The sequence below is a fragment of the Bradyrhizobium sp. 76 genome, assembly GCF_023073025.1.
GTDB lineage: Bacteria > Pseudomonadota > Alphaproteobacteria > Rhizobiales > Xanthobacteraceae > Bradyrhizobium.
The window spans coordinates 260,960-286,611 of sequence record NZ_JADPIS010000035.1 but is presented as its reverse complement, the minus strand read 5'-3'; the positions used below and the strand labels follow the sequence as shown (position 1 = coordinate 286,611).

Annotated in this window: 22 protein-coding genes; 15 read left to right on the top strand and 7 right to left on the bottom strand. The window is 64.0% G+C overall.

The annotated features are described in order from the left end of the window. The first annotated feature begins 63 nt into the window (after nt 1-63). Genes IVB48_RS09125 through IVB48_RS09100 form a run of 6 tightly spaced genes read left to right on the top strand, consistent with a single transcriptional unit; the run spans nt 64 to nt 6,530 of the window. Nucleotides 64-1,056, top strand: coding sequence for an ABC transporter substrate-binding protein (locus IVB48_RS09125; protein WP_247399577.1), 993 nt, complete (start codon nt 64-66; stop codon nt 1,054-1,056). Beyond that, complete coding sequence (locus tag IVB48_RS09120) at nt 1,053-1,901, top strand: ABC transporter ATP-binding protein (RefSeq protein WP_027568871.1); 849 nt, start codon at nt 1,053-1,055, stop codon at nt 1,899-1,901. The genes IVB48_RS09125 and IVB48_RS09120 overlap by 4 nt, the downstream gene beginning before the upstream one ends. A gap of 4 nt (nt 1,902-1,905) precedes the next feature. Beyond that, nucleotides 1,906-3,303, top strand: coding sequence for a hypothetical protein (locus IVB48_RS09115; RefSeq protein WP_247399576.1), 1,398 nt, complete (start codon nt 1,906-1,908; stop codon nt 3,301-3,303). Further along, nucleotides 3,300-4,451, top strand: coding sequence for a Gfo/Idh/MocA family oxidoreductase (locus IVB48_RS09110; RefSeq protein WP_247399574.1), 1,152 nt, complete (start codon nt 3,300-3,302; stop codon nt 4,449-4,451). The genes IVB48_RS09115 and IVB48_RS09110 overlap by 4 nt, the downstream gene beginning before the upstream one ends. A gap of 10 nt (nt 4,452-4,461) precedes the next feature. Continuing rightward, nucleotides 4,462-5,667, top strand: coding sequence for a dihydrodipicolinate synthase family protein (locus IVB48_RS09105; RefSeq protein WP_247399572.1), 1,206 nt, complete (start codon nt 4,462-4,464; stop codon nt 5,665-5,667). Then, nucleotides 5,667-6,530 carry a sugar phosphate isomerase/epimerase family protein gene (locus tag IVB48_RS09100; RefSeq protein ID WP_247360015.1) on the top strand — a complete coding sequence of 288 codons (864 nt, stop codon included), beginning with the start codon at nt 5,667-5,669 and terminating at the stop codon, nt 6,528-6,530. Before IVB48_RS09105 ends, IVB48_RS09100 begins: the two co-directional genes overlap by 1 nt. A gap of 137 nt (nt 6,531-6,667) precedes the next feature. Here the strand turns inward: IVB48_RS09100 and IVB48_RS09095 are convergent, their stop codons facing one another. Further along, entirely contained in the window at nt 6,668-7,888 is a 1,221-nt protein-coding gene (locus tag IVB48_RS09095) for a cytochrome P450 (protein ID WP_247399570.1), read from the bottom strand. Nucleotides 7,889-7,995: 107 nt separating this feature from the next. On the opposite strand from IVB48_RS09095, the gene IVB48_RS09090 reads away from it, so the two are divergent. The 9 genes from IVB48_RS09090 to IVB48_RS09050 all read left to right on the top strand — a co-directional run bounded on the left by IVB48_RS09090 (nt 7,996) and on the right by IVB48_RS09050 (nt 19,443). Further along, complete coding sequence (locus IVB48_RS09090; RefSeq protein ID WP_027568877.1) at nt 7,996-8,538, top strand: phosphonopyruvate decarboxylase; 543 nt, start codon at nt 7,996-7,998, stop codon at nt 8,536-8,538. Beyond that, entirely contained in the window at nt 8,535-9,125 is a 591-nt protein-coding gene (locus IVB48_RS09085; protein ID WP_247399568.1) for a thiamine pyrophosphate-dependent enzyme, read from the top strand. Before IVB48_RS09090 ends, IVB48_RS09085 begins: the two co-directional genes overlap by 4 nt. Nucleotides 9,126-9,247: 122 nt before the next feature. Further along, nucleotides 9,248-9,949: a TetR/AcrR family transcriptional regulator gene (locus IVB48_RS09080; protein ID WP_247399566.1), complete on the top strand. Its 702-nt coding sequence runs from the start codon at nt 9,248-9,250 to the stop codon at nt 9,947-9,949. Between the two features lies 1 nt (nt 9,950). Further along, entirely contained in the window at nt 9,951-11,144 is a 1,194-nt protein-coding gene (locus IVB48_RS09075; RefSeq protein WP_027568880.1) for an efflux RND transporter periplasmic adaptor subunit, read from the top strand. 76 nt (nt 11,145-11,220) lie between these two features. Further along, a complete protein-coding gene (locus IVB48_RS09070) occupies nt 11,221-14,316 on the top strand; it encodes a MexW/MexI family multidrug efflux RND transporter permease subunit (protein ID WP_247399564.1) in 3,096 nt (1,031 codons plus the stop codon). Between the two features lie 140 nt (nt 14,317-14,456). After that, on the top strand, nt 14,457-17,054 hold the full coding sequence (locus tag IVB48_RS09065; RefSeq protein ID WP_247399561.1) for an ATP-binding protein: 2,598 nt from the start codon (nt 14,457-14,459) through the stop codon (nt 17,052-17,054). After that, nucleotides 17,051-17,440, top strand: coding sequence for a response regulator (locus IVB48_RS09060; RefSeq protein WP_247288543.1), 390 nt, complete (start codon nt 17,051-17,053; stop codon nt 17,438-17,440). Before IVB48_RS09065 ends, IVB48_RS09060 begins: the two co-directional genes overlap by 4 nt. Continuing rightward, on the top strand, nt 17,437-18,687 hold the full coding sequence (locus IVB48_RS09055) for an adenylate/guanylate cyclase domain-containing protein (protein WP_247399557.1): 1,251 nt from the start codon (nt 17,437-17,439) through the stop codon (nt 18,685-18,687). The genes IVB48_RS09060 and IVB48_RS09055 overlap by 4 nt, the downstream gene beginning before the upstream one ends. Before the next feature lie 9 nt (nt 18,688-18,696). After that, nucleotides 18,697-19,443 carry a hypothetical protein gene (locus IVB48_RS09050; protein ID WP_247399554.1) on the top strand — a complete coding sequence of 249 codons (747 nt, stop codon included), beginning with the start codon at nt 18,697-18,699 and terminating at the stop codon, nt 19,441-19,443. On the opposite strand, the gene IVB48_RS09045 is transcribed toward IVB48_RS09050, so the two are convergent. Genes IVB48_RS09045 through IVB48_RS09020 form a run of 6 tightly spaced genes read right to left on the bottom strand, consistent with a single transcriptional unit; the run spans nt 19,440 to nt 25,648 of the window. Beyond that, complete coding sequence (locus tag IVB48_RS09045) at nt 19,440-20,327, bottom strand: ABC transporter permease (RefSeq protein ID WP_247399551.1); 888 nt, start codon at nt 20,325-20,327, stop codon at nt 19,440-19,442. The genes IVB48_RS09050 and IVB48_RS09045 overlap by 4 nt on opposite strands. Before the next feature lie 4 nt (nt 20,328-20,331). Continuing rightward, nucleotides 20,332-21,273 carry an ABC transporter permease gene (locus IVB48_RS09040; protein ID WP_247399547.1) on the bottom strand — a complete coding sequence of 314 codons (942 nt, stop codon included), beginning with the start codon at nt 21,271-21,273 and terminating at the stop codon, nt 20,332-20,334. Nucleotides 21,274-21,304: 31 nt separating this feature from the next. Beyond that, nucleotides 21,305-22,828, bottom strand: coding sequence for an ABC transporter substrate-binding protein (locus tag IVB48_RS09035; RefSeq protein ID WP_247399543.1), 1,524 nt, complete (start codon nt 22,826-22,828; stop codon nt 21,305-21,307). A 23-nt stretch (nt 22,829-22,851) separates the two neighbouring features. Then, complete coding sequence (locus IVB48_RS09030) at nt 22,852-23,952, bottom strand: dipeptide ABC transporter ATP-binding protein (protein ID WP_247288548.1); 1,101 nt, start codon at nt 23,950-23,952, stop codon at nt 22,852-22,854. Continuing rightward, a complete protein-coding gene (locus IVB48_RS09025) occupies nt 23,952-24,941 on the bottom strand; it encodes an ABC transporter ATP-binding protein (protein WP_027568890.1) in 990 nt (329 codons plus the stop codon). The genes IVB48_RS09030 and IVB48_RS09025 overlap by 1 nt, the downstream gene beginning before the upstream one ends. Beyond that, nucleotides 24,938-25,648, bottom strand: coding sequence for a DUF1028 domain-containing protein (locus IVB48_RS09020; protein WP_027568891.1), 711 nt, complete (start codon nt 25,646-25,648; stop codon nt 24,938-24,940). Before IVB48_RS09020 ends, IVB48_RS09025 begins: the two co-directional genes overlap by 4 nt. Between the last annotated feature and the right edge of the window lie 4 nt (nt 25,649-25,652).

Here is a 25,652-nt window from a genome sequence, read left to right as displayed (position 1 = left end):
CAACAACCAAAGCAACGAACGGCCGCCAACGGCCGACGCAAACAACGACAAGGGAGTGTGACGATGAAGCGGTGGATAGGAGCTGTCTCGGCGGCGCTGATGGTGTTCGCGGCCATGCCGGCGCAAGCGGCCGATAAGGTCGTGCTGATGCTCAACTGGTACGTCTATGGCGAGCACGCGCCGTTCTATTACGGCAAAGCCAAGGGCATTTACGCGACCGAGGGCATCGACCTCGAAATTCAGGAAGGCCGTGGCTCGGCTGCGACCACCCAGGCGGTGGCCGCCAAGACCGCCGATTTCGGCTATGTCGACGTGCCCACCATGATGCGCGCCGCGATCAAGGGTGCGCCGGTGGTTGCGACCGGCGTGCTGCTCCAAACCAGCCCGATGTCCGCCATGGGTTTCGTCGACAAGAACATCAGGAAGCCCGAGGACATCAAGGGCAAGACGGTGGCGATCACGCCGGCCGATTCCATGACGCAGATCTGGCCGCTGTTCCTGAAGAAGACCGGCCTCAAGGAGAGCGACTTCCAGACGGTGGCGGGCGATGGCCAGACCAAGCTCAACGCGGTCATCAACGGCCAGGCTGACCTCTTGCTCGGCTACGTCATGGACCAGTCGATGAAGATCAAGGACGCCACCGGCAAGGACGTCTATCCGATCAAGTTCGCCGATTACGGCATCAACATGGTCTCCTCCGGCATCATTGCCAATACTGATTATGTGAAGGCCAATGCCGATCTCGTCCGCCGCTTCATGTCGGCCACGACCAAGGCGGTCGAGGCCGCTGAGAAGGAGCCGAAGGCGGCAGCGCAGTCGATCCTCGATGCCAACCCCAAGGGCGGCAAGATCGACACGCTGACGCAAGGTTTTGAGCTGACCATTCCGCTCTACCGGACGCCCGAGACCAAGAGCAAGCGGCCGTTCCAGGTCACCGACCAGAACATGACGGACTCGGTCAATCTGATGGTCGAATATGGCGGGCTCGACGCCAAGGCCAAGGAGAACCCGAAGGCGTTCTATACCAACGACTATCTGCCGAAGAGCGGTTCGTGAAACCCGCGACAACCATGAGCGAAACCCTGCAACCGGCCGCGCATCTAAGACTGGTGAGCGACCGGGCTGCCGGCGATGCGTCGGGCATCAAGCTATCAGGCGTGTCGAAGACCTACCGGACGCGCGACGGCGATGTGCCGTCGTTACGGCCGCTCGACTTCCACATTAATGACGGCGAGTTCTTCGTCGTGGTCGGCCCATCCGGCTGCGGCAAGTCCACGCTGCTCAAGCTGATCTCGGGACTGCTGCCGCCGACCACGGGCGATATCCTGGTCGAGGGCGAGAAGGTGACGGCGCCGCACGGCAATGTCGGCATCGTGTTCCAGAACGCGCTGCTGCTGCCATGGCGCAACATCCTGTCCAACGTGATGCTGCCGATCGACATGAAGCGGCTGCCGCGGCAGACATATCTCGACCGCGCCAAGGCGCTGTTGAAGCTGGTTGGGCTCGAAGGTTTCGAGAAGAAGCTGCCGTGGCAGCTCTCCGGTGGTATGCAGCAGCGCGCCTCGATTTGCCGCGCCCTGGTGCATGATCCCCGGATCATGCTGATGGACGAGCCGTTCGGCGCGCTCGACGCGTTGACGCGCGAGCGCATGAATGTCGAGCTGATGCGGATCCAGCGCGAGACCAGGAAGACGGTCCTGCTGATCACGCACTCGATCCCCGAGGCCGTGTTCCTCGCCGATCGCGTGCTGGTCATGACCGAGCGGCCCGGCGCGGTCGCCGCCATCTACGACGTGCCGCTGCCGCGCCCGCGCTCGCTGGACGTGATGGCCGACCCTGTGTTCACCGAACTCGTACAGCGCATCCGCAAGCACTTTTTCTCGCAAGGTTCGCTGGACTAAAGCCATGGCGCCGCGTCTGAAGCTGCGAGATATCGCGTTCTTCGAACGTCCCGTGCAGTTCGCTCGGCCGTTCCGCTTTGGCGCGATCACCATCAATGCGACGCCGCAGCTGTTCGTGCGGGTCGAGATCGAGGTCGAGGGCAGGGGAAGTGCATTCGGTGCCAGCGCCGAGCTGCTGGTGCCGAAATGGTTCGACAAGCGGCCGGAACTGTCGCCGGCGCAGACCGTCGACGATTTGCGCCGCTCGCTGGAGATCGCGCGGGGGCTTTATCTTGCGCGAACCGGATTTCTCACGGCATTCGATCTGCATGCATCGTGCGTCGGTGCCCAGGTCGCGACCTGTGCGAAAAAGAACATTCCGGCGCTTGCCGCAGCCTACGGCCCTGCCGAAATCGACAAAGCGATCCTCGACGCGCTGCTCCGTGCGGCCGAGACCAATTTTTTCGACGGCATGGCCGGCAACATCGCCGGCATCGATGCGCGGCTTTCGCCCGACCTGAAGGACACGGATCTCAAGACGTTTCTATCCGGCCGGAAGCCGCTGGCGCGCGTTGCCATCAGGCATACCGTCGGTCTCGACGACACCGTTGAAGGCGAGGGCGGAGTTGCAGATCCCCACGAGAACTCCGGTGCAAGATACTTCAAGCTGAAGCTGTCGGGGGACCCCGTCGCCGATGCAGCGCGGCTGGCGCGCATTGGAAAGGAGCTCGATGCGCTGGACCGTGACTACAAGGTGACGCTCGATGCCAACGAGCAATATGCCGATCTCGCAGCCTTGCATGAACTCATCGGCCGGCTCGACCATGACACTGCGCTGCGATCGATTTCATCCAGGCTGCTCTATATCGAGCAGCCAATGCCGCGCGATGTTACGAGGCTGTCGCCGCTCGGCTCGCTCGCTGCGCGTGGCTTCATCATCGACGAAGCCGACGATTCCTACGACGCGTTTCCTGCGGCACGGGCGCTTGGCTATCACGGCATCTCGTCGAAATCGTGCAAAGGGCTTTACAAGTCCATCGTCAACGCGACGCGCGCGGCGAAATGGAGCGTGGCCGGCGAAAGATTCTTCGTGACCGGCGAGGACCTGACCTGCCAGGCGGGCCTCGCCGTGCAGCAGGACCTTGCGCTCGGTGCCTTCATCGGCATCACCCATGCCGAACGTAACGGCCACCATTACGTCGATGGCTTCGGTGATACGCCCGCCGCGGAGGCCCAGGCTTTCGCTGTCGCGCATCCCGATCTCTACGCGGATGCCGGGCAGGGCATCCGCCTCTCCATTCACAACGGCGATCTCCTCACGGGATCGCTCAATGTAACGGGCTTTGCGACGTCGGTTCATCCGGACTGGTCGGCGCTACGCCCGCTCGAACAGCCAAAATCACTCTGGGAGCAATCGGCATGACCACCCAACGCCTCGGCCTCATCATGAACGGCGTCACGGGCCGCATGGGGCTCAATCAGCATCTGATCCGTTCGATCGTCGCGATCCGCGAGCAGGGCGGCGTCCGCTTGAAGAACGGCGACCGCGTGATGCCGGACCCGATCCTGGTCGGCCGCAGCGCCGAGAAGGTCGAGGGGCTCGCCAAGCGCTACAACATCACGCGCTGGACCACCGATCTCGATGCCGCCCTCGCCGACAAGAACGACACCATGTTCTTCGATGCCGCGACCACACAGGCACGGCCGGGCCTTCTGACCCAGGCCATCAATGCCGGCAAGCACGTTTATTGCGAGAAGCCGATCGCGACGAACTTCGGGGCGGCGCTCGAGGTCGTCAAGCTCGCCAATTCCAAGGGCATGAAGCACGGCACGGTGCAGGACAAGCTGTTCCTGCCCGGCCTGAAGAAGATTGCCTTCCTGCGCGACTCCGGCTTCTTCGGCCGCATCCTCTCGGTGCGCGGCGAGTTCGGCTATTGGGTGTTCGAAGGTGGCTGGCAGGAGGCGCAGCGGCCGTCATGGAATTATCGCGACGAGGACGGCGGCGGCATCATCCTCGACATGGTTTGCCACTGGCGCTACGTGCTCGACAATCTCTTCGGCGAGGTCGAGAGCGTGAGCTGCATCGGCAACACCGACATCCCGGAGCGTTTCGACGAGCAGGGCAAGAAGTACAAGGCGACCGCGGACGACTCCGCCTATGCCACGTTCCAGCTCAAGGGCGGCGCCATCGCCCACATCAATATGTCCTGGGTGACGCGCGTCTATCGCGACGATCTCGTCACCTTCCAGGTTGACGGCACGCTCGGCTCGGCCGTCGCCGGCCTTTCCGACTGCATGATCCAGGCGCGGCAGGCGACGCCCCGGCCGGTATGGAATCCCGACGAGAAGCGGCTGCACGATTTCTACGGCGACTGGCAGAAACTGCCTGACAACGTCACCTACGACAACGGCTTTAAGGAGCAGTGGGAGATGTTCATCCGCCACGTCTATGAAGATGCGCCCTACAAGTTCACGCTGCTCGAAGGCGTCAAGGGCGTGCAACTCGCCGAATGCGCGCTGAAGAGCTGGAAGGAGCGACGCTGGATCGACGTCGCTCCGATTAAGGTCTGAGGAGGGAACAATGAACAAGCCCGTCCAGCCCGAGCCCGTCCCTTCAACGTCGTCATTGTCGCTCAAATTGCCGAAGGCCGATCGCTCGATCGAAACCTACCAGCTCGCGGCCTCGCGAACGTTTCCCGCAAAGCTCGAGGGCCCGCTGAACCGCATCGCGTTCTCGGCCGTCCATACCGTGGTCGATCCCTTCGCCGACAACGACCCGTGGCTCTCCGCTGCCGTCGACTGGGACAAGACCATCGCCTTTCGCGAGCACGTCTGGGACCTCGGGCTCGGCGTCGCGGAAGCCATGGACACCGCGCAGCGCGGCATGGGGCTGGATTGGCCGACCTCGCTGGAGCTGATCACGCGCTCGGTGTCTGCCGCGAAGCGACGCAACGGCCTGGTGTTTTCCGGCGCGGGCACGGACCATCTCCCGGTCGAGGACGCCAAAAATCTCGACGACGTGATCCGCGCCTATGAGGAGCAGGTATCGGCGGTCGAGAAGGTCGGCGGCCGCATCATCTTGATGGCGTCGCGCGCGCTGGCGAAGCTTGGCCGTAACGCCGACGATTACGCAAAGGTCTATGACCGCGTGCTGTCGCAGGTTCGCGAGCCCGTGATCATCCACTGGCTCGGCGACATGTTCGATCCGGCGCTGACGGGATATTGGGGCACCAGCGATCTCGACAAGGCGATGGATATTGCGGTCGCCATCATCAACGGCAATGCTGCCAAGGTCGACGGCGTCAAGGTTTCGCTGCTCGACAAGCAGCGCGAGATCGACATGCGCCGTCGTCTCGACAAGCGCATCAAGATGTACACCGGCGACGACTTCAATTATGCGGAGCTGATCGCCGGCGACGAACAGGGCTTTTCGCACGCGCTGCTCGGCATTTTTGACGCGATCGCGCCGGCGGCGTCCTACGCGTTGTCGCGGTTGGCAGCGGGTGACGAAGCGGGCTTCCACGACGTGCTGGGACCCACCGTGCCGCTGTCGCGTCACATCTTCAAGGCGCCGACGCGCTTCTACAAGACCGGCGTGGTGTTCATGGCATACCTCAATGGTCACCAGGACCACTTCACCATGGTCGGCGGGCAGGAGAGCACGCGCTCGACGCTGCATCTGGCCGAGCTGTTCCGGTTGGCCGACAAGGCCGGGCTGCTCGCCGATCCGGAGCTGGCGACGCGGCGGATGAAGGCGGTGCTCTCAACGCACGGAATCGAATCCTGATGCGTGATTTCTCGTCTAATCATCGCTGGCTATCGCTCAACACGGCGACAATCCGCAAGCAGGGCGACCTCGTCGAGATCATCGACGCCTGTGCCAGGCACGGCATCCGCGCCATCGATCCCTGGCGCGATCAGGTCGCCGCCGTCGGTCTCGACCGCGCCGCGCGCGCGGTGCGCGATGCTGGTCTCGACCTGTCGGGCTATTGCCGTGGCGGTATGTTCACCTCTGACGCATCGCGGCGGGTCGAGGTGCGCGACGATAACCGGCGCTGCGTCGATGAAGCCAAGGCGCTTGGCGCGCCCTGCGTCGTGCTCGTCGTCGGCGGCCTGCCGCAATATTCGCGGCCTGGCAGCGAGGCGTCGAAGGACATTGCCGGCGCGCGGACGCAGGTCGAGGAGGCGCTCGCCGAAATGCTCGACTACGCCAAACAGGCCAAGCTGCCGCTGGCGATCGAGCCGCTGCATCCGGCCTATGCGGCGGACCGCGCCTGCGTCAACACGACGAAGCAGGCGCTCGACATCTGCGACGGACTCGACCCTGATCGCAGCGGCATGCTCGGCGTCGCGCTCGACGTCTATCACATCTGGTGGGATCCCGAACTGATGGGGCAGATCGCGCGCGCGGGCCGAGATCGCCTGCTTGCCTTCCATGTCTGCGACTGGCTGGTGCCGACCAGGGACATTCTCAACGACCGCGGCATGATGGGCGACGGCGTGATCGACATCAAATCGGTGCGCGAAGCGGTCGAAGCGCAGGGCTTTGCCGGCTATTCGGAGATCGAAATCTTCTCCAACGAGTGGTGGAGTAAACCGATGGACGAGGTGCTGCAAACCTGCATCGCGCGGCACAAGACGGTGGTTTAGGCCTTCCGGAATTTGTTGCGCGCGGCGGCGCCGATGGCCTGAGATGTCAATTGGTTGCGCGGGATCACCGGCACATCGCGCGCCGGTAACCTTCTACTGTGCATGGGGTTGTTTTCGCGCTTTTTTGTTTTGAGGCCTCAGCCGATCGCGCAGGGCACGCTCAAAAAGCCGCGGAACCGCACCCGTCCGCCCCTGACCGGCTGTCCGCTCACGGCATAGTTCGGGAAGCGCGCCAGGAAGCGTGAGACCGCGATGGCGCCTTCCAGCCGCGCCAGCGCCATGCCGGCGCATTGATGCGCACCGGTGGCGAAGGCGAGATGCCGGTTCGGCGTGCGCGCGATGTCGAAGCTCTCGGGGTCCGGAAACTGCGCCGGATCGCGGTTGGCCGCGCCGATGCATAGCGTGATCGACGTGCCGGCATCCAGCATGACGCCGCCGAGCTCGACCCGCTCCGTGGTCATGCGGTTGCCGAGCTGGTTCGAACTCTCGTAGCGCAGCATCTCTTCGACCGCAGTCTTGATCAGCTCGGGATTGTCGATCAGCCGCCGCTTCTGATCCGGGTTGCGGTCGAGCGCCACGAGGCCGTTGCCGATCAGGTTGGTGGTGGTCTCGTGGCCGGCATTGAGCAGGAAGATGCAATTGTGCAGCAGCTCCTTCTCTGTCAGCCGATCGCCGTTGTCCTCGCCCTGGATCAGGCGCGTCAGCACGTCGCGTTCGGGGTTGCCAGGCTTCGCTCGTCGGCGTGCGACCAGCGTTTCGAGATAGGCGAGAAAATCCGCCACGGCCTTGTTGCCGCGGGCAGCGACCTCAGGCGACACGACCGGTTCGAGGGCGCCCAGGATCGCCAGCGACCACTCGCGCAGCGGCGCGCGCTCGTCATGGGGCACGTCGAGCAAATTGCCGATCACCTCGATCGGGATCGAGGCGGCGAAATCCTCGATCAGCTCGCAATTGCCCTTGACGGCGATGGCGTCGAGCAGTCCGTCGACCAGCTTGATGATGTCGGGCTCCATCCCCGCGATCGCGCGCGGCGACAGCGCGCCCATGATCAGGCGCCGCACGCGCGTATGCGCCGGCGGATCGTTGAAGACGAGGCTCGTGGTGTGGTGCTCGTAGAGCGGGGTGTCGCCGTATTTCGGCGCGAACTCGCGCTTCTTGTCCGAGCTGAACGACTTTGTGTTCTTGTAGGTCGTGACGAGATCGTCATAGCGGGTCAGGAACACGGTGCCGTTGCGCAGGCGCTTGACCGGCTCGTTCTCCCGCAGTGCACGATAGGTCGGGTAGGGATCGTCGTAGAATTCCGGCGTCAGCTTCTCCAGATCGAAACTGGCCGCCAGTTCATTCGCACTTGCGTTCATGCCGCCATACTCGCCGGTTGAGTCCGATATGCTGTATTCGCTCTTTTGAGCGGCTCGGTTCACCGTCTACAGTCGAGCCGCGATTTGCAAGCCGACCGGACAGGAAAATGCACGCCCGCTCTGACGCTGCCGACACGGCTCCTTCATGGCCAGACGATATCTTCGCGGCCCTGCAACGCTTCGACGTCCGGCAGGTGCCCTACGTGCCCGACGCCGGCCATTCGAGGCTGATCCAGCGCGTGCTGGCCTCGTCCACCATGCGCGGCATTCCGCTGACGACGGAGGAGGAGGGCGTCGCGCTGCTCGCCGGCGCCTGGACGGGCGGCCAGCGCGGCGTGCTGTTGATGCAGTCGAGCGGGGTCGGCAATTGCATCAACATGCTGTCGCTGATCCCGATCCTGCGCTTTCCTTTCCTCACGCTGGTGACCATGCGAGGGGAGTGGGGCGAGTTCAATCCGTGGCAGGTGCCGATGGGATCGACCACGCAGGGCGTGTTCGAGCTCTCGGGTGTCAAGGTGCTGCGGGCGTCTAACGCAGCCGAGGTGCCGACCGTGCTCGAGGCGGCGGCCGCGCAGGCCTACAACGCCCTCACGCCCACCGCCGTCCTGCTGTCGCAGCGCCTGATCGGCGCCAAGGTTTTCACCAAATGAGCAAGGCCAATCTCCTCGACCGCCGTCAGGTGGTGTCCAAGCTTCTCGCGAACCGCAGGGACGTGGTTGCGATCGGCGGCCTCGGCGCCTCCACCAACGACATGTGCGCGGCCGGTGATCATGCCCGGAATTTCTACCTCTGGGGCGGCATGGGCGGGGCGGCGATGATCGGGTTGGGCCTCGCTCTGGCGCAGCCAAAATTGCCGGTGCTGGTGATCACCGGCGACGGCGAGATGCTGATGGGCATGGGCAGCCTTGCCACCATCGGCCTCCAGAAGCCGTCCAATCTCTCGATCGCGGTGCTCGACAATGAGGCCTATGGCGAGACCGGGGGCCAGACCAGCCACACGGCCGCGGCGGCCGACCTCGTCGGCGTCGCCAGGGCCTGCGGCATCGGGGATAGCCGGTCCGTGACGACCATGGCCGAGGTCGAGGCCTTCGCCAGAGCCGTCCACGACGTCACCGCCGGGCCGCGCTTTGCCAATGTGAAGATCGACAGCGCCAATCTGGAGCGGATTTTGCCAAGCCGCGACGGGACTTACGTTCTCAACCGGATTCGCGGCGACCTCGGCTTTCAGCCGATCTAGGCGCTCCCGTCCTGCACGGGGACCGTGTGGGCGAGGTCAATTTCCACTGAAATTACAACGCACTCAGGTTGCGATGCAGCATAGTGCTTGACTTTTGCGTGGGTGAGTGCTTACTCACTAGCATGAGCTCATTGCGTATGACGAGCGACCTGAGGCGTCAATTGATCCTCGGCGCCGCAAAGCGTTGCTTTGCCCGACATGGCTATACCGGCACCACGACCAAGAGCGTGGCGGCCGCCGCTGCCATTTCCGAGGCGCTGCTGTTCAAGCATTTCCCGTCCAAGGCCGCGCTGTACGCCGAAATCCTCAGCGACGAATGCGAGGCGGACCCGGCGCTCATGGAGCTGCTCGAACGTCAGCCGTCGACCGCTACGCTGGTCGAAGTGATCCGCGGCATGGTCGGGCATTTCATGCACATCGCCGACGGGCCCGACCAGGAAGAGGGCCATCGCCTGCGATTGATGACCACGAGTCATTTGGATGATGGCGAATTTGCCCGTTTGCTATATGCCAAGATCGAGACGCTGATCGGGGCGGCCTTCGTCGCCTCGCTCGAGCGTGCGGTTGCCGCGAGGGACGCGCGGCCATACAACGGCGAACCGCTCAACCTGTTCTGGTTTGCGCATCACACCGTGATGACCGCTGCGCTGACCAGGCTGCCGGCCACGCCGTGTCTCGCTTATGGCAAGGCGAACGACCTCGAGCGGCAGCTCTGTGAGTTTCTCCTGAGGGGTATCGGACTTAACGACGCCGCAATTGCTTCGCATTTGGGCCGCGATCAGGCCGCGTGTGCGGACAAGACGGCGATTGCAGAGAGTGCATGACATGAACATCGTCACCGAACACAAGATTTCGGGCGAACCGATCGACAACAAGGCTCCCAAGCGTCCGGTCCGGCCGGTGCTCTGGTTCATCATCGTCGGCGCGCTTTTGGCCGTGCTCGTCGGTGGCCTCGTCTGGTTCAATTATTTCCGCGGCCAGATGATCAAGCAGTTCTTCGCCAACAACAAGCCGCCGCCGGTCGCGGTCAGCGCCGCCGAGGCGAAGTCCGAGGTGGTGCCGAACCTGCTGACGGCCGTCGGCGGGCTGTCTGCCGTGCACCAGGTCGACGTCAGCGCCGACGTCAACGGCCGCGTCACCGAGATCAAGTTCGAGCCGGGCACGCATGTCGAGGCCGGCACGCCGCTGGTGCAGATGTTCGACGCGCCGGAGCAGGGCGACCTCGCCAATTACAAGGCGCAGTCCACCGTCGCGCAGCTGTCGCTGGACCGCGCCAAGCAACTGGCGTCGCGCCAGTTCGGCCCGCAGGCAACCGTCGATACCGCGCAGGCGGCGTACGATCAGGCGCTGGCGGGTATCGCCAAGACCGAAGCGTTGATCTCCCAGAAGCTGGTCCGCGCGCCGTTCGCCGGCGATCTCGGCGTCCGCAAGGTCGAGGTCGGCCAGTATCTGACCGCCGGCACGGCCATCGTTTCGCTGACGGATCTGTCGGAGTTGTGGGCCAACTTCACGGTGACGGAAAAGGACTCGGGCAACCTCAAGGTCGGTCAGCCAGTCCGGTTGAAGGTCGACGCCTATCCGGGCCGCACCTTCGACGCCAAGATCACCACGATCGAGCCGCAGATCTCGGCCGACACCCGCAACATCCGCGTGCAGGCGACCATCTCCAATCCGGAGAAGATCCTGAAGCCCGGTATGTTCGTGACCACCACGGTGGTGCTCCCGGACAAGCCGGCCGTGGTCACCGTGCCGGAGACGGCAGTCGACTACACGCTGTACGGCGACTCGGTGTTCGTGATCACCGAGAAGAAGGAAGCCGACGGCAAGACCAGCCTGAGCGCGGTGCGCACTTTCGTGCAGACCGGCAACCGGGTCGAAGGTCGCGTCGAAATCGTCAAGGGCGTGAAGCCAGGCGACAAGGTCGTCGCGGTCGGCCAACTCAAGCTGCAATCGGGCGCGGCGGTGTCGATTTCGACCGACCCGGCTCCGCAGCTCCCGGCGCAGCCGCCGCGCTACTGACATCGTACACGTTGCAGCATGATCCGGCACGGCCGGGTCATGCGCTTTGCAAGTCAAAGAAATCGAGATCGCCGCGATGCGCTTTACTGATATCTTCATCAAACGCCCGGTCCTGTCGGTCGTCGTCAGCCTGCTGATCCTGCTGATCGGCCTGCGCGCGGCGACGACGCTGCCGATCCGGCAATATCCGAAGCTGTCGAACACGGTCATCAACATCACGACCGTCTATCCGGGCGCATCCGCGGACCTGATCCAGGGCTTCATCACCACTCCAATCGAGCAGGCGGTCGCTTCCGCCGAAGGCGTCGACTACATCACCTCGTCCTCGGTGCTCGGCACCTCGACGATCCAGGTCTACATCAAGCTGAACTTCGATCCGAACCAGGCGCTGACCGAGGTTCTGGCCAAGACAAACTCGGTCAAATACCTGATCCCGAAGGAATCCAACGACCCGATTGTCACCAAGACCACGGGCCAGACCACGGCCGTGATGTATCTCGGATTCTCGTCCGAAGAGCTGTCAGGCTCGGCCATCTCGGACTATCTGACGCGCGTTGTGCAACCGGTGCTGTCGACTGTCGACGGCGTGGCCTCCGCCGACATTCTCGGCGGCCAGACCTTTGCGATGCGGCTGTGGCTTGATCCCCTGAAGATGGCTGGCCGCAACGTGTCGCCTGCGGATGTCGCGACCGCGATCACCGCCAACAACTTCCAGTCCGCGGCGGGGCAGACCAAGGGATATCTCATCGTCTCGAACGTTTCGACGAATACGGGCCTGACCGACGTCAACCAGTTCAAGAAGATGATCGTCAAGGCCAAGGACGGCGGCTTCGTGCGGATGGAGGACATCGCCACCGTCGAACTTGCGGCCCAAAGCACGGACGCGAGCGTCGCCTTCAACGGCGAGCACGCAATCTTCATCGGTGTGCAGGCAACGCCGCAGGGCAACCCGCTGACGCTGGTCAAGGGCGTGCGGGCGCTGTTCCCCGAGCTTGAGCGCAATCTGCCACCGTCGATGAAGATGAAGGTCGCCTACGATTCGACCAAGTTCATCCAATCCTCGATCGACGAGGTCGAGAAGACACTGGGTGAAGCCGTGATCATCGTGATCGTGGTGATCTTCCTGTTCCTGGCGTCGTTCCGTTCGGTGATCATTCCCGTCGTCACCATCCCGCTGTCGATGATAGGCGTCTGCACGCTGATGCTGGCGCTGGGCTTCAGCTTCAACCTGTTGACCCTGCTCGCGATGGTGCTCGCGATCGGCCTCGTGGTCGACGACGCCATCGTCGTGGTGGAAAACATCCATCGTCATCTGGAGGAAGGGAAAACGCCGGTCCAGGCGTCGCTGGAAGGCGCGCGCGAAATCGTGGGTCCCGTGGTCTCGATGACAATCACGCTCGCGGCCGTGTACGCGCCGATCGGTTTCCTCGGCGGCCTGACCGGCTCGCTGTTCCGCGAATTCGCCTTCACGCTTGCGGGCTCGGTGATCGTGTCCGGCGTGATCGCGCTCACGCTGTCGCCGATGATGTGCTCGGTGCTGCTGAAGAACACCGAAGAGGGGCGTTTCGCCAAGCTCGTCAACAAGGTGTTTGGCGCGCTGACGCGGTGGTACGGGCGCAGGCTCGACCGCTCGCTCGACTACAAGGCCATCACCGGCCTGTTTGCGGTAACAATCCTCGGGCTCGTCGGCTTCCTCTACATGCACACGTCGAAGGAGCTGGCGCCTGAGGAGGACCAGGGCATCGTGTTCGCGGTGACCAAGGCGCCGAAATACGCCAACATCGACTACGTCGACTTTTACGGCGAGAAGCTTGACAAGGAATTCCAGAAATTTCCCGAGACCGATCTGCGCTTCGTGCTGAACGGCATCAACGGCCCGCAGGGCGGTATCGCCGGCATGCTGCTCAAGCCTTGGGAAGAGCGCAAGCGCTCGTCGATCCAGCTGAAGTCGCTGGTGCAGGCCGAGCTTTCCAAGATCGAGGGCGTGCAGGCGTTCGCGTTCAACCTGCCGCCGCTGCCGGGCGGCCCGGGCGGCCTCCCGGTGCAGATGGTGATCAACTCCACCGCCAGTTTCCAGACTGTCTATGAGCAGATGGAGAAGCTGAAGGCTGCCGCCCGCAAGAGCGGAATATTCATCGTCTCCGATAGCGACCTTGCTTACAACCAGCCGAACGTGAAGGTGACGATCAACCGCACCAAGGCGCAGGATCTCGGCATCAGCATGCAGAACCTCGGCAGTACGCTCGCGGTGCTGCTCGGCGGCAACTACATCAACCGCTTCAACCTCGAGGGCCGTTCCTACCAGGTCATCCCGCAGGTGCCGCGCGGCCAGCGGCTCTCGCCTGAATCGCTCGCCGGCTACTACGTGACGACCAACACCGGCCAGCAGCTTCCGCTCTCGACGGTGGTGTCGATCGAGACCAAGACCGAGCCGAATTCGCTGACCCATTACAATCAGCTCAATTCGGCGACCTTCTCGGCGGTGCCGATGCCCGGCGTGACGGTGGGTGCGGCGGTCGACTTCCTCGAGAGCGAGGCCAAAAACCTGCCGCAAGGCTTCAGCCATGATTATCTTGCTGACAGCAGGCAATATGTCCAGGAAGGCAACCAGCTCGCGATCACCTTCGGCTTCGCGCTGATCATCATCTTCCTGGTGCTGGCGGCGCAGTTCGAGAGCTTGCGCGATCCGCTGGTCATCATGATCTCGGTGCCGATGGCGATCGTTGGTGCGCTGATCCCGCTGTTCTTCGGCGTGGCGACCATGAACATCTACACCCAGGTCGGCCTGCTGACCTTGGTGGGCCTGATCACCAAGCACGGCATCCTGATGGTGGAGTTCGCCAACGAGCTCCAGATCAACGAGCGGCTCGATCGCCGCTCCGCCATCGAAATGTCGGCCCGTATTCGTCTGCGGCCGATCCTGATGACCACGGCCGCGATGGTGACGGGCCTGATCCCGCTGCTGACCGCGACCGGCGCTGGCGCGGCCAGCCGCTTCTCGATCGGTCTGGTGGTCGTGGCCGGCATGTCGATCGGCACGTTGTTCACGCTGTTCGTGCTGCCGGCGGTCTACGTGGTGCTGGCGACCGACCATCGCGCGGCGGCCGATTCCGAGCGGAACAAGCAGGTCAACGACCTCGACCTCAACGCCAAGGCGCTGCGGCCGACCTGAGGCCACGGATAAAGCGAACCCGAGGGCGGCAGCGGCCAATCGGCTGCCGCTCTTTTCTATTTGCCTCGGGGGCTGGCTGCCATCAGGCTTTCCTGCGCTCGCGAGAGACAAGGTCCGGTCTTCTTGCTAGGTTCGGCGGGATGAGCCTTTCCCTCCATCCCGACACCCCGCAAGCACGAACGCTGCCGAGCGCAACGCCGGATGGCGTCGCGTCCGGTACGACGCCGGGGAAGGGGATCAGGACGCGGCTGTTCACCAAATATGTCGCGCTGTTCGTGGCCGTCGTCGCGATCGCGCTGCTGGCCAACGGCCTGTTCGAGGTCCTCTTCTATTATCGCGAGCACAAGGCCGCGCTGATCCGGGTTCAGCATGAACAGGCCGAGGCGGCCGCGGCCAAGATCGGTCAGTTCGTCAAGGAGATCGAGAGCCAGCTCGGCTGGACCACGCAGCTGCCCTGGTCGGCCGGCTCGATCGAGCAGCGCCGGTTCGATGCGCTGCGGCTGCTGCGTCAGGTGCCCGCGATCACCGAACTCGCCCAGGTCGATGCGACCGGCAAGGAACGGCTGCGGGTCTCGCGGCTTGCCATGGACGCGATCGACAGCGGGATCGACCTGTCGGCGGATCCGAAGTTTACCGAGGCGGTCGCTCACAAGATCTTTTACGGTCCGGTCTATTTCCGCAGGGAGTCCGAGCCGTACATGACCCTGGCGCAGGCCGGGGCGCGCAAGGATGCCGGCGTCAGCATCGCAGAGGTCAATCTCAAGCTGATCTGGGACGTCGTGTCCCAGATCAAGGTCGGCGAGCACGGACATGCCTACGTGGTCGGTCCGGAGGGACGCCTGATCGCGCACCCCGATATCAGCCTGGTCCTGCGCAACACCGACCTGTCTGGTCTCACCCAGGTGCGCGCCGCGCTTGACGGAGGCAGCACCACGTTCGACGCACTTTCCGAAGCGCGCAATCTCCAGGGACAGAAGGTGCTGACCGCGTCGGCCCCGATCGCGCCGCTGCACTGGACCATGTTCGTGGAATTGCCGGTCGAGGAGGCCTATGCCGCCCTCTATGCCTCGTTGCAGCGGCTTGCATTCGTGCTGCTCGCGGCGTCGATCTTCGCGGTCCTCGCCGGGATATTCCTCGCGCGCCGCATGGTCGGGCCGATCCAGGCGCTGCGGAGCGGCGCCGAGCGCATCGGCGGCGGCGATTTCTCGCAACGCATCTCGATCAGAACCGGTGACGAGCTCGAGGGTCTCGCGGACCAGTTCAACCAGATGGGCGAGCGCCTGCAGGAATCCTATGCGGACCTTGAGAAAAAGATCGAGGTGAGAACGGCTGAGTTGACCGAGTCGCTCGAGCAACAGACGGCTACGTCGGAAGTGTTGCAGGTCATCAGTTCGTCTCCTGGCGAACTCACACCAGTGTTCCACAAGATGCTCGAGAATGCCACACGCGTCTGTGGTGCGAGTTTCGGCGTAATGAATCTGTGGGATGGTGAGAGTTTCACGATTGCTGCGGACTACAATGTGCCACCTGCGTTCGCGGCCTCGCGAAAAGATATCGCGATCCGTCCTCATCCGGACAGCGCGCTTGCTGCGGTTGTCAGGACACGTCAAGTTGTCCACGTTCACGATGTGCAGCAAACTCCGGCCTATCTCGCCGGAGGTCCGACCATTCGTGGAATCTCCGACGTCGCCGGCGCCCGGACGATCGTCATCGTGCCCATGATGAGGGAAAGCGAGCTGATCGGAACCGTTGCGGTTTATCGCAAGGAGGTCCGGCCTTTCACCGACAAGCAAATCGCGTTGGTTGAGAACTTCACGAAACAAGCCGTCATCGCGATCGAGAACACGCGACTTCTGAACGAGTTGCGCAAGCGTACGACGGAGCTGTCGCAATCCCTCGACGATCTTCGCAGCGCGCAGGACCGCCTGGTCCAGACCGAGAAGTTGGCGTCGCTCGGCCAGCTCACGGCGGGGATCGCGCACGAGATCAAGAACCCGCTCAATTTCGTCAACAATTTCTCGGCGGTGTCGACCGAGCTGATCGACGAGCTCAACGAGGCCCTGCAAGCGGCCCCGCTCGACGGCAAGACAAAGGAGGAGGTCGAAGAGCTGACCGGGATGCTCAGGAGCAACCTCGAAAAGGTGGTGCAGCACGGCAAGCGCGCCGACTCCATCGTCAGGAACATGCTCTTGCATTCGCGCGAAGGCTCGGGCGAGCACCGTCCGGCCGACATCAATGCCATCGTCGAGGAAAGCCTCAACCTCGCCTATCATGGCGCGCGCGCCGAGAAGCCCGGCTTCAACGTCACGATCGAGCGCGGCTTCGACCCCGCCGCAGGCATGGTCGATATCTATCCGCAGGAGATTACGCGAGTCTTCCTCAATCTGATCTCGAACGGCTTCTACGCCACGGCCAAGCGCAAGGAGAGCGCGGCAGATGCCTTCGAGCCCACCCTGCGCGCGGCCACAAAAACTCTCGGCGACAGGGTCGAAATCCGCATTCACGACAACGGCACCGGCATCCCGTCCGAGGTGAAGGAGAAGATGTTCAATCCCTTCTTCACCACCAAGCCGGCCGGCGAGGGCACCGGGCTCGGCCTTTCCATGAGCCATGACATCGTGGTGAAACAGCACGGCGGCACGATCGACGTGAACACCGCACCCGGCGTATTCACCGAATTCATCATCACCCTGCCGCGCATGATGGCGGCGGGCGGCACTTCCGGAGGCAAGTCTTGAACGTTTACATCCTAGTCGTCGATGACGAGCCCGACGTCGAGGCGCTGTTCCGGCAGCAGTTTCGGCGCGATTTGCGCGCCGGCCGCTTCCAGATGGAATTCGCGTCGTCGGCACCCGATGCGCTGAAACTGGCCGCCGAGGTTCGCGATCCCTCGTTGATCCTGATTTTGTCCGACATCAACATGCCCGGCATGAGCGGGCTCGATATGCTGCCGAAGGTGCGTCTTGCGCATCCGGACGTTCCCGTCATCATGATCACCGCCTACGGAGACGCCGAGACGCGCCGGAAGGCGATCGAGCGCGGCGCAGTCGGACTTCTCACCAAGCCGATCGATTTCGCGCTGCTGCGGCAGGAAATCGACACGAGGCTCGGGCAAGCTGCATGACCGCGACCATCCTTTTCGTCGACGACGAGCCGGATCTCGAGGCGTTGGTCCTGCAAAAATTCCGCAGGCAGATTCGCGACGGGTCGGTTACGATCATGTTCGCGCGCGACGGCCTCGAAGCGCTGCAGTCGCTAGAGCAGAATCCCCATGTCGACATGGTGGTCTCCGACATCAACATGCCCAGGATGGACGGGCTGTCGCTGCTGGCGAAGCTTCAGGAAGCCGAAGACAAGAAATCCACCATCATCGTTTCGGCCTATGGCGACATGAGCAATATCCGCACTGCGATGAACCGCGGTGCGTTCGACTTCCTGACCAAACCGATCGACTTCGCCGACCTGGAGATGACCATCCAGAAGACCATTCGCCACATCGAAATGCTGCGTGAGGTGCGAGGCCGCCAGGCGGAAGCAGAGCGCGCCCACGCCGCGCTCTCGCGTCATTTCTCGCCCGAACTCGCCAAGCGTCTGGCGGCCAGCGGTGAGAGCGAGGGAATCGAAGTGCAGTGGCGCGATGTCGCGACCATCTTCACGGATATTACCGGCTTCACCTCGCTGGTCGAGAGTGCGCCGCCGGAGACGCTGGGCGCGCTTCTCAACGAGTATGTCGGCGGCATGACCGAGATCGTCTTCGCGCACGAGGGGACTGTCGCCAAGATCATCGGCGATGCGATCCAGGTGCTCTTCAACGCACCCGGCGATCAGCCCGATTACGCGACGCGCGCTGTCGCCTGCGCCCACGATCTCGACGCCTGGGCGGAGGATTTTTCCGCGCGCTGGAAGGTGAGAGGCGTGAATTTCGGCACCACCCGCATCGGCATTCACGCCGGGCCGGCTCTGGTCGGAAATTTCGGCGGCAACCGGTTTTTCGACTACACCGCGTATGGCGACTCCATCAACATCGCGGCGCGACTGGAAGCCGCGAACAAGCATCTGGGCACGCGGATTTGCGTCAGTGCCGGCATCGCCGAGGCGGCTGAGAATTTTCGGGGTCGTCCCGTCGGGGAGCTGATGCTGCGTGGACGCAGCGAGCCGTTGCGCGCTTTCGAGCCACTGACGCCGGCCCAATTCGCTGCGCCGGAAACGGCGCTGTACTCCGAGGCGTTTGCCAAGATGGAGGCCGGCGATGCCGCCGCGATGCCGGCCTTCGCCGCGCTGGTCGGCATGCATGCCGGCGATTCCCTGGCCGGCTTTCACCTGAAGCGCCTGCTCAACGGTGCCAAGGGCATTCGCATGCAACTGGAATAGGAGTCCGACATGATTGGTGAATTCTCCGCCGGCAATTACCGTTTCATTCCGTCAGTATTCCAATATTCGGCCGGTGCGGCCGCGGACGATGGCTATGAGATCGAGCGCGTCCGCTTCGACCGGCTGGTGCCGCTTGCGGAAGGGTTTGCGCTTGCCGCGAAGTATATTCAGGAGGCGGGGCGGCCGCTGACGGCGTTCTGCGCCTGCGAGCTGCGCTCACCGGCGGCCTTCAGCGAGGAAGGCTTTCGCGCGTTCAACCTGCACTATGTAAAGACGCTGTCCGAATGGAACATCTTCGATGGTAGCACCAATCCGGTGGCGCGCAGCAATGTCTGTCCCGAGATCGACCCGCCGGCCGAGCCGTCGTTCTACGCATTCTCCTTCACGCGGCCGACCAGCTCGAAGACGCCGAGCTTTGTGATTGCCGGCGGCGCGGAGGCGCGCGAGGGCGGTGGAACCTATGTCGAGCGCACCGTGCGCTACCGCGACCTCAGCCCGGAGGGCCTTCGCGAGAAGGTGCGCTTCACGACGACGTCCCAAATGGAGAACAGGATGACGGCCTTCGGCTTCGGCTGGAAGGACACGACCGGCGTGCAGGCCTATTCCGTGCACGATTTCCACCACGCGCTAGTTGACGAGCTCGTCCGCCGCGGGGCGTTGCGGTCCGGCCTGACTTGGCACTATGCCCGGCCGCCGGTGGTCGATCTCGAATACGAGATGGATTGCCGCCGCGTGATGCGCGAGACCGTGATCTAGCGCTGGCGCGGATCGAGCGCGTCGCGCAGGCCGTCGCCGAGCAGGTTCAGCGACAGCACCACGAGGAAGATCGCAAGCCCCGGCCAGAGCGCCATCCAGGGCGCCTGGGTCAGGAAGCGCTGCGCTGCGTTGAGCATGCTGCCCCAGGATGGCGCCGGCGGCTGCTGGCCCAGGCCAAGGAAGGACAGCGCAGCTTCGGCGATGATGGCGGCCGCAATCGACAGCGTCGCCTGCACCAGCAGCGCCGGCAGGATGTTCGGCAGGATGTGCGAGAACGCGATCCGCCACGGCGGATTGCCGAGCGCGCGCGCCGCCTCGACATAATCCTCGGCCTTGACGTTCAACACCTGGCCACGGGTCAGGCGGATGAAGATCGGGGTTGCCGAGATGCCGATCGCGATCATGGCGTTACCGAGGCTCGGGCCGAGGAATGCGGCGAGCGCGATCGCCAGGATCAGGAACGGGCAGGCCAGCATCGCGTCGGTCATCCGGCTGATCAGCGCATCGACGAAGCCGCCGCGATAGCCGGCAAGCAGGCCGAGCGGGATGCCGACGCCCAGCGCGATCGCGACCGAGATGAGGCCCGCGAGCAGCGACGCGCGGGCGCCGTAGACGACGCGGCTCAGGATGTCGCGACCGAGCTCGTCGGTGCCGAACCAGTGCGCCGCAGTGGGCGGCTTGCGGACCAGGCTCCAGCTCGTCGCGATGGGATCGTAGGGCACGACGAACGGCGCGAGCAGCGCGATCCCAACGAACAACGTGATCATCACAAGTCCGAACACTGCGGCCTTGCGTTTAAACAAGCGCCGCCGGGCGCGACGCGCCGGGCTGTCCAGCTCGTTGGCCTGCGCGATGGGAGCGGCGGGCAGGGCGGCATCGGTCATGAGTCTAGCCCCGCAGCCGCGGATTGACGAGGATGTAGGCGACATCGGCAACCAGGTTCAGCGCGATGTAGACCGTCGCCGTCACCAGCACGACGCCCTGTACGACGGCGTAGTCGCGGTTGAACACGGCATCCACGATCAGTTTGCCGAAGCCGGGAATGGAGAAGATCTGCTCGGTCAGAACCGCCCCCGACAACAGCGTGCCGAGCTCGAGCGCGCCGAGCGTGATGATCGGCGTGAGTGCGTTGCGCATGGCGTGCTTGAGGATGACCGAGCGCTCGGACAATCCCTTGGCGCGCGCGGTGCGGACGTAGTCGCTTTCCAGCACCTGGAGCATGGCGCTCCGGGTGTGCCGCATCAGGACTGCGGAAATAGCGTTGCCGAGCACGAAGGCCGGCATGATGGTGGCGGCGAGGCTCGCACGCCAGTTCTCGGTCAGCGGCACGTAGCCAGACGCCGGCAGCCAGCCGAGTTCGATGGAGAACAGGAAGATGAGCATGATGCCGAGCCAGAAATTCGGCGTCGAGATGCCCCACAGCGCGAACAAATTGGCGCAATAGTCCCAGACGGTGCCCTTCTTCACGGCGGAGACAATGCCGGCGGGAATTCCGATCAGGAGAGCGATCAACATCGCCATCGAGCCGAGCTGGAGCGTCACCGGCAGCTTCTGCGCGATCAGCTCGCGCACCGGCATCTTGTTGCGTAGCGACTCTCCGAAATTGCCGATCAGGACTCCCTTGAGCCAGTAGACGTACTGCACGGGAATCGGCTGATCGAGCCGGTATTGCTGGCGAATCTGCTCGATCACGGCGGGATCGCGCTCCTCGCCTGCCATCACCAGCGCCGGATCACCCGGCAACAATTGCTGGAGCGAGAAGATCAGTAGCGACACGAAGAACAGTGTCGGCAAGATCTGCACAATGCGGCGGGCGAGGAAGTTCAGCATAGTCGCACGCCTGTTCCGGACGATGTCGCCGTCACTTAAACTTAAGCCCGACCACGCGCACGAGGCCATCTGGCATCTGCTTATAGCCCTGGAGCTTGGTCGTATGCGGGATCAGGAGCGTGCGGTGATAGATGTAGATGATCGGCAGGTCGTCGAGCAGGATCTTGTTCAGCTTGGCGTAGATCGCCTTGCGCTCCTCGACGTTGGACGTCGCCCTTCCTTCTTCCAGCAGCTTATCGGCCTCCGGATTCGAATAGACGCCATCGTTCTGCGGTGCCTTGCTGCGCATGAAGATGTAGGAGTTGCCGTCTGGGTCGATGCGGCCGCTCCAGTTGATCTGAAAGATCTGGAACTCGCCGGCCTGGGCCTGCTTGAAGGTGGTCGCGAATTCGACCGCGCGGATCTTGATGTCGAAGCCCGCTTCCGCGGCCATCGACTGGATCACCTGGGCAACCGCTTCGTTCTCCGCGCCTTTGGGAATCATGTAATCGACGGTCACCGGCGAAGTGATTCCGGCTTCCTTCAGAAGCGCCTTGGCCTTCGCGATGTCGCGGCCACGAACCGGAAATGCCTTCTGGTAGTAGGGATGGGTAGGGCTGACCCATTGATTGCCCGGGGTGAATTCGCCGTTGAACACGACCTGGTTGAGAGCCTCGCGATCGATCGACAGATCGAACGCCTGCCGGACTTTCGCCGATTGGCTCAGCGGCCCCTTGCTCTTGTCGTTGCCGATATTGACCGTGAGGCCGAGATAGCCGAGCTCCGGTGCCGTCGACAGCACGAGCCGCGAATCGGCGCGGACGTCCTTGATGTCGGTGGCGAGCACGCGCTCGATCAGATCGAGCCCGCCGGACTTCAGGTTGGCAAGGCGCACCGTGGCATCGACGATTGGCAGGAATACCACCCGGTCGATATGGATGTTGTCCTTGTTCCAGTAGTCGGCGAATCTCTCGAACACCATGCGGTCCTGCTGCACGCGCTCGACGAACTTGTAGGGACCGGCGCAGACCGGATGCAGGCCGAACTTGTCGCCGGCTTCCTTGGCGGCCTTCGGCGACACCATCATGCCGGAGCGGTCGGTCAGCTGGGCGATCAACGGGGAGTAAGGCGTCTTGAGCACCAGCTTGATGGTCAGGGGATCGACGACCTCGACATGGTCGACGCTGGCGAGCTCGGACTTCCGGAACGAGGTCGGCAACGTCATGTGACGCTCGATCGAGAACTTTGCTGCTTCCGCGTCGAGCGGCTCGCCGTCGTGGAATTTCACGTTGGGCCGGAGCTTGATCGTCATCTCCTTGCCGTCGGCCGAGGTCTCATGCGACAGCGCGAGCTGCGGCACGATGTTGAGCTTCTCGTCGATGTCGAACAGCTTGTCGCAGAAGGCGGAGAACACGATGCGGCCGACATAGGTGCGGCCGATGCTGGGATCGAGGATGTCAGGATCCTCGGCGATGCCGATGCGAAGCGTGGTCTGGGCTTGGGCCTGGGTTTGGGCCGCGCTCACGAGCGACGTCAGCAATGCCGACGCCAGGAGTGCCAAACGCATAGGACTCATCGCTCTCAACCTCTGTTTTGCGGCTATGCCGGGTTCGTCCCCAATGAACTAACCCCGCTGCCGCGGACTGCTTCCGGGCCGCCGCTGAAGGCGGCGACCAATTTTTCGAGAACCGGGGAGAAGCCGCCGTCCGTTGGGACGATCGCCTCGGACGACGGCAGTTCCGACGTTCGGTGGCATGCTGTTGCATGTCCGATGCCATCCGGCACGAGCTGAGGCATTTCGCTGCGGCAACGGTCGACCACGTAGGGGCAGCGGGTGTGGAAGCGGCATCCCGGCGGCGGATTGAGCGCGCTGGGGATCTCTCCCTGCAGCACAATCCGGCTGCGCTTTGCCCGCGGTTTAGGCACCGGGATCGCGGACAGCAGGGCCCGGCTATAGGGATGGCGGGGTGCGGCGAACAGCGCGTCCGCCGCCGCCGTCTCGACGATCTGGCCGAGATTCATCACCGCTACGTGGTCGGCGATGTGCTTGACCACCGCGAGGTCGTGCGAGACGAAAATGTAGGCCAGCCCGAGCCGGTCCTGGAGCTCGCGCAGCAGATTGAGGATCTGCGAGCGGATCGAGACGTCGAGCGCCGAGACCGGCTCATCGCAGATGATCAGTTTCGGCTCGACCGCGAGCGCGCGGGCGATGGCGATGCGCTGGCGCTGGCCGCCGGAAAACTCGTGCGGGTAACGCCGCGCCAGCCGCGGCTCCAGTCCGACCAGCCGCAAGATCTCCTCGACGCGTTCGCGCCGTCGGGCGGGCGGCACCAGGTTGTGCAGCGCCAGCGGCTCGGTCAGGATCTGGCCGACGGTCATGCGCGGATTGAGCGAGGCGTAGGGATCCTGGAAGATGATCTGCGCCTCGCGGCGAAAGGCGCGCAGCGCGCGGGCGTCGAGCGAGAGCAGATCGCGGCCTTCGAACCGGATCGTGCCTGCATCCGGCTCGATCAGCCGCAGCACCAGGCGGCTGACGGTGGATTTGCCGCAGCCGGATTCGCCGACCAGCGCCAGCGTCCTGCCGGCATCGAGCGAGAAGGAAACGCCATCGACGGCTTTGACATGCGCCAGCGCCCGGCCGAACAGCGAACGCTCGGCGACGAAATGCTTGACCAGGCCATCGACCTCGAGCAGCGCCATCACGACACCAGACGTTCGAGCGGCGCGCGGATGCAGCGCGAGAGGTGGCCGGGACTGACCTCGACCAGCGGCGGTGGCGCCTTGGTGCAGGCATCCAGCACGAAGGGGCAGCGCGCGGCGAAGCGACAGCCGGCGGGCGGCTGCGCCATGTTCGGAACCATGCCTTCGATCGTGGCAAGCTGTTCGGCGCGGTGGTCGAGCCGCGGGATCGAGCCGAGCAGGCCGACGGTGTAGGGATGTTGCGGCGCCGAGAACAGCTCGTCCACCGCCGCGCGCTCGACGATCTCACCGGCATACATTACCGCGACCTCGTCGCAGACTTCCGCGACGACGCCGAGATCGTGGGTGATCAGGATGATGGCCGCGCCGCTCGCCGCCTTCAACTCGCGCATCAGCTCCAGGATCTGCGCCTGCAGCGTGACATCGAGCGCGGTGGTCGGCTCGTCCGCGATCAGCAGCCGCGGGTCGCAGGCGAGCGCCATCGCGATCATGACGCGCTGGCGCATCCCGCCCGAGAGCTTGTGCGGATATTCGTCGATCCGCCGCTCGGGCGAGGGGATGTGGACGCGACGCAGCAGATCGATCGCCCGCTCGCGCGCACTCTTCCGCGAACCGCCGCGGTGGCGCAAAATCGTCTCGACGATCTGGTCGCCGATCGTGAAGCTCGGATTGAGCGAGGTCATCGGCTCCTGAAAGATCATCGCGAGCCGGTTGCCGCGAAGGTCGCGCAGCGTCTGGTCCGACGTCTTAAGGAGGTCGAAACCGTCGAAGCGGATCGCGCCGGAGATTTCCGCGCTCTGCTTCGGCAGCAGGCCCATGATCGCCAGTGACGTCACGCTCTTGCCGCAGCCGGATTCGCCGACGAGGCCGAGCGTCGCGCCATTGGCGACGCTGAGATCGACGCCGTCGACCGCATGGGTGACGCGGCCGTCGTCGCCGTGAAAACGAATACGCAGATCGCTGATCTCGATGAGGGGGCTCGGATTCATGAGCGTTTTGCGCGCGCTGCGGCAATGCTGGCGTCGATGACGCTGCGATCGGTGTTGCCGGCCGGGTTCTGCCGCGTCGGCATGGAGGCGCGGAAGTGGACCCAGAGCTCGTGGCTGACCCGTTCGAGCCGCTCGAGCTCACCGAGCGGATCGGGATGATCGTCGGCGCGCAGGTCCAATGCCGGCCATTCCTCCTCGCCGTGGATCAGGAGCGCGGCGGACTGCTTGCCGCGCTTGTCGCCGCCGGCGGCTTCGCCCGCGCGCATCGCGGCGAGCAGGCGGCGCGGGAACGGCAGGCTGTCATTGGCGATATAGGTCTTTGCGGTCTCGTCGAGCACATCGGCGCCCGCGAGCATGTTGCCGGCGATCGAGAAGCCGCTGCCCGCGATGTGTCCGCACCAATCGACGCAGTCGCGCCCGGTATGCGCGGCAATCGCGCCGCTGGCGTCCATGATGTGGATCTGGCGGCTCTCGCGGCCATCGTCGGTCGCGAGCAAGGCGGCCAGCGCGTCGTGCGCGTTGAGACCCTGACGCAGCAGCTTGACCCCGTCGATGCCGTAATAAGGATTGACGAAGGCCTGCGTCGCGATGGCGCCAAGGCCCGCCGCGATGTAGGGCACTCGCGCGCCGACGGCGAAGAAGCGCGTGGCTACGGCGATGCCAAACTGGCCGGTAGCAGAATCGCGCGCGATGATCGACCAGGTCATGTGC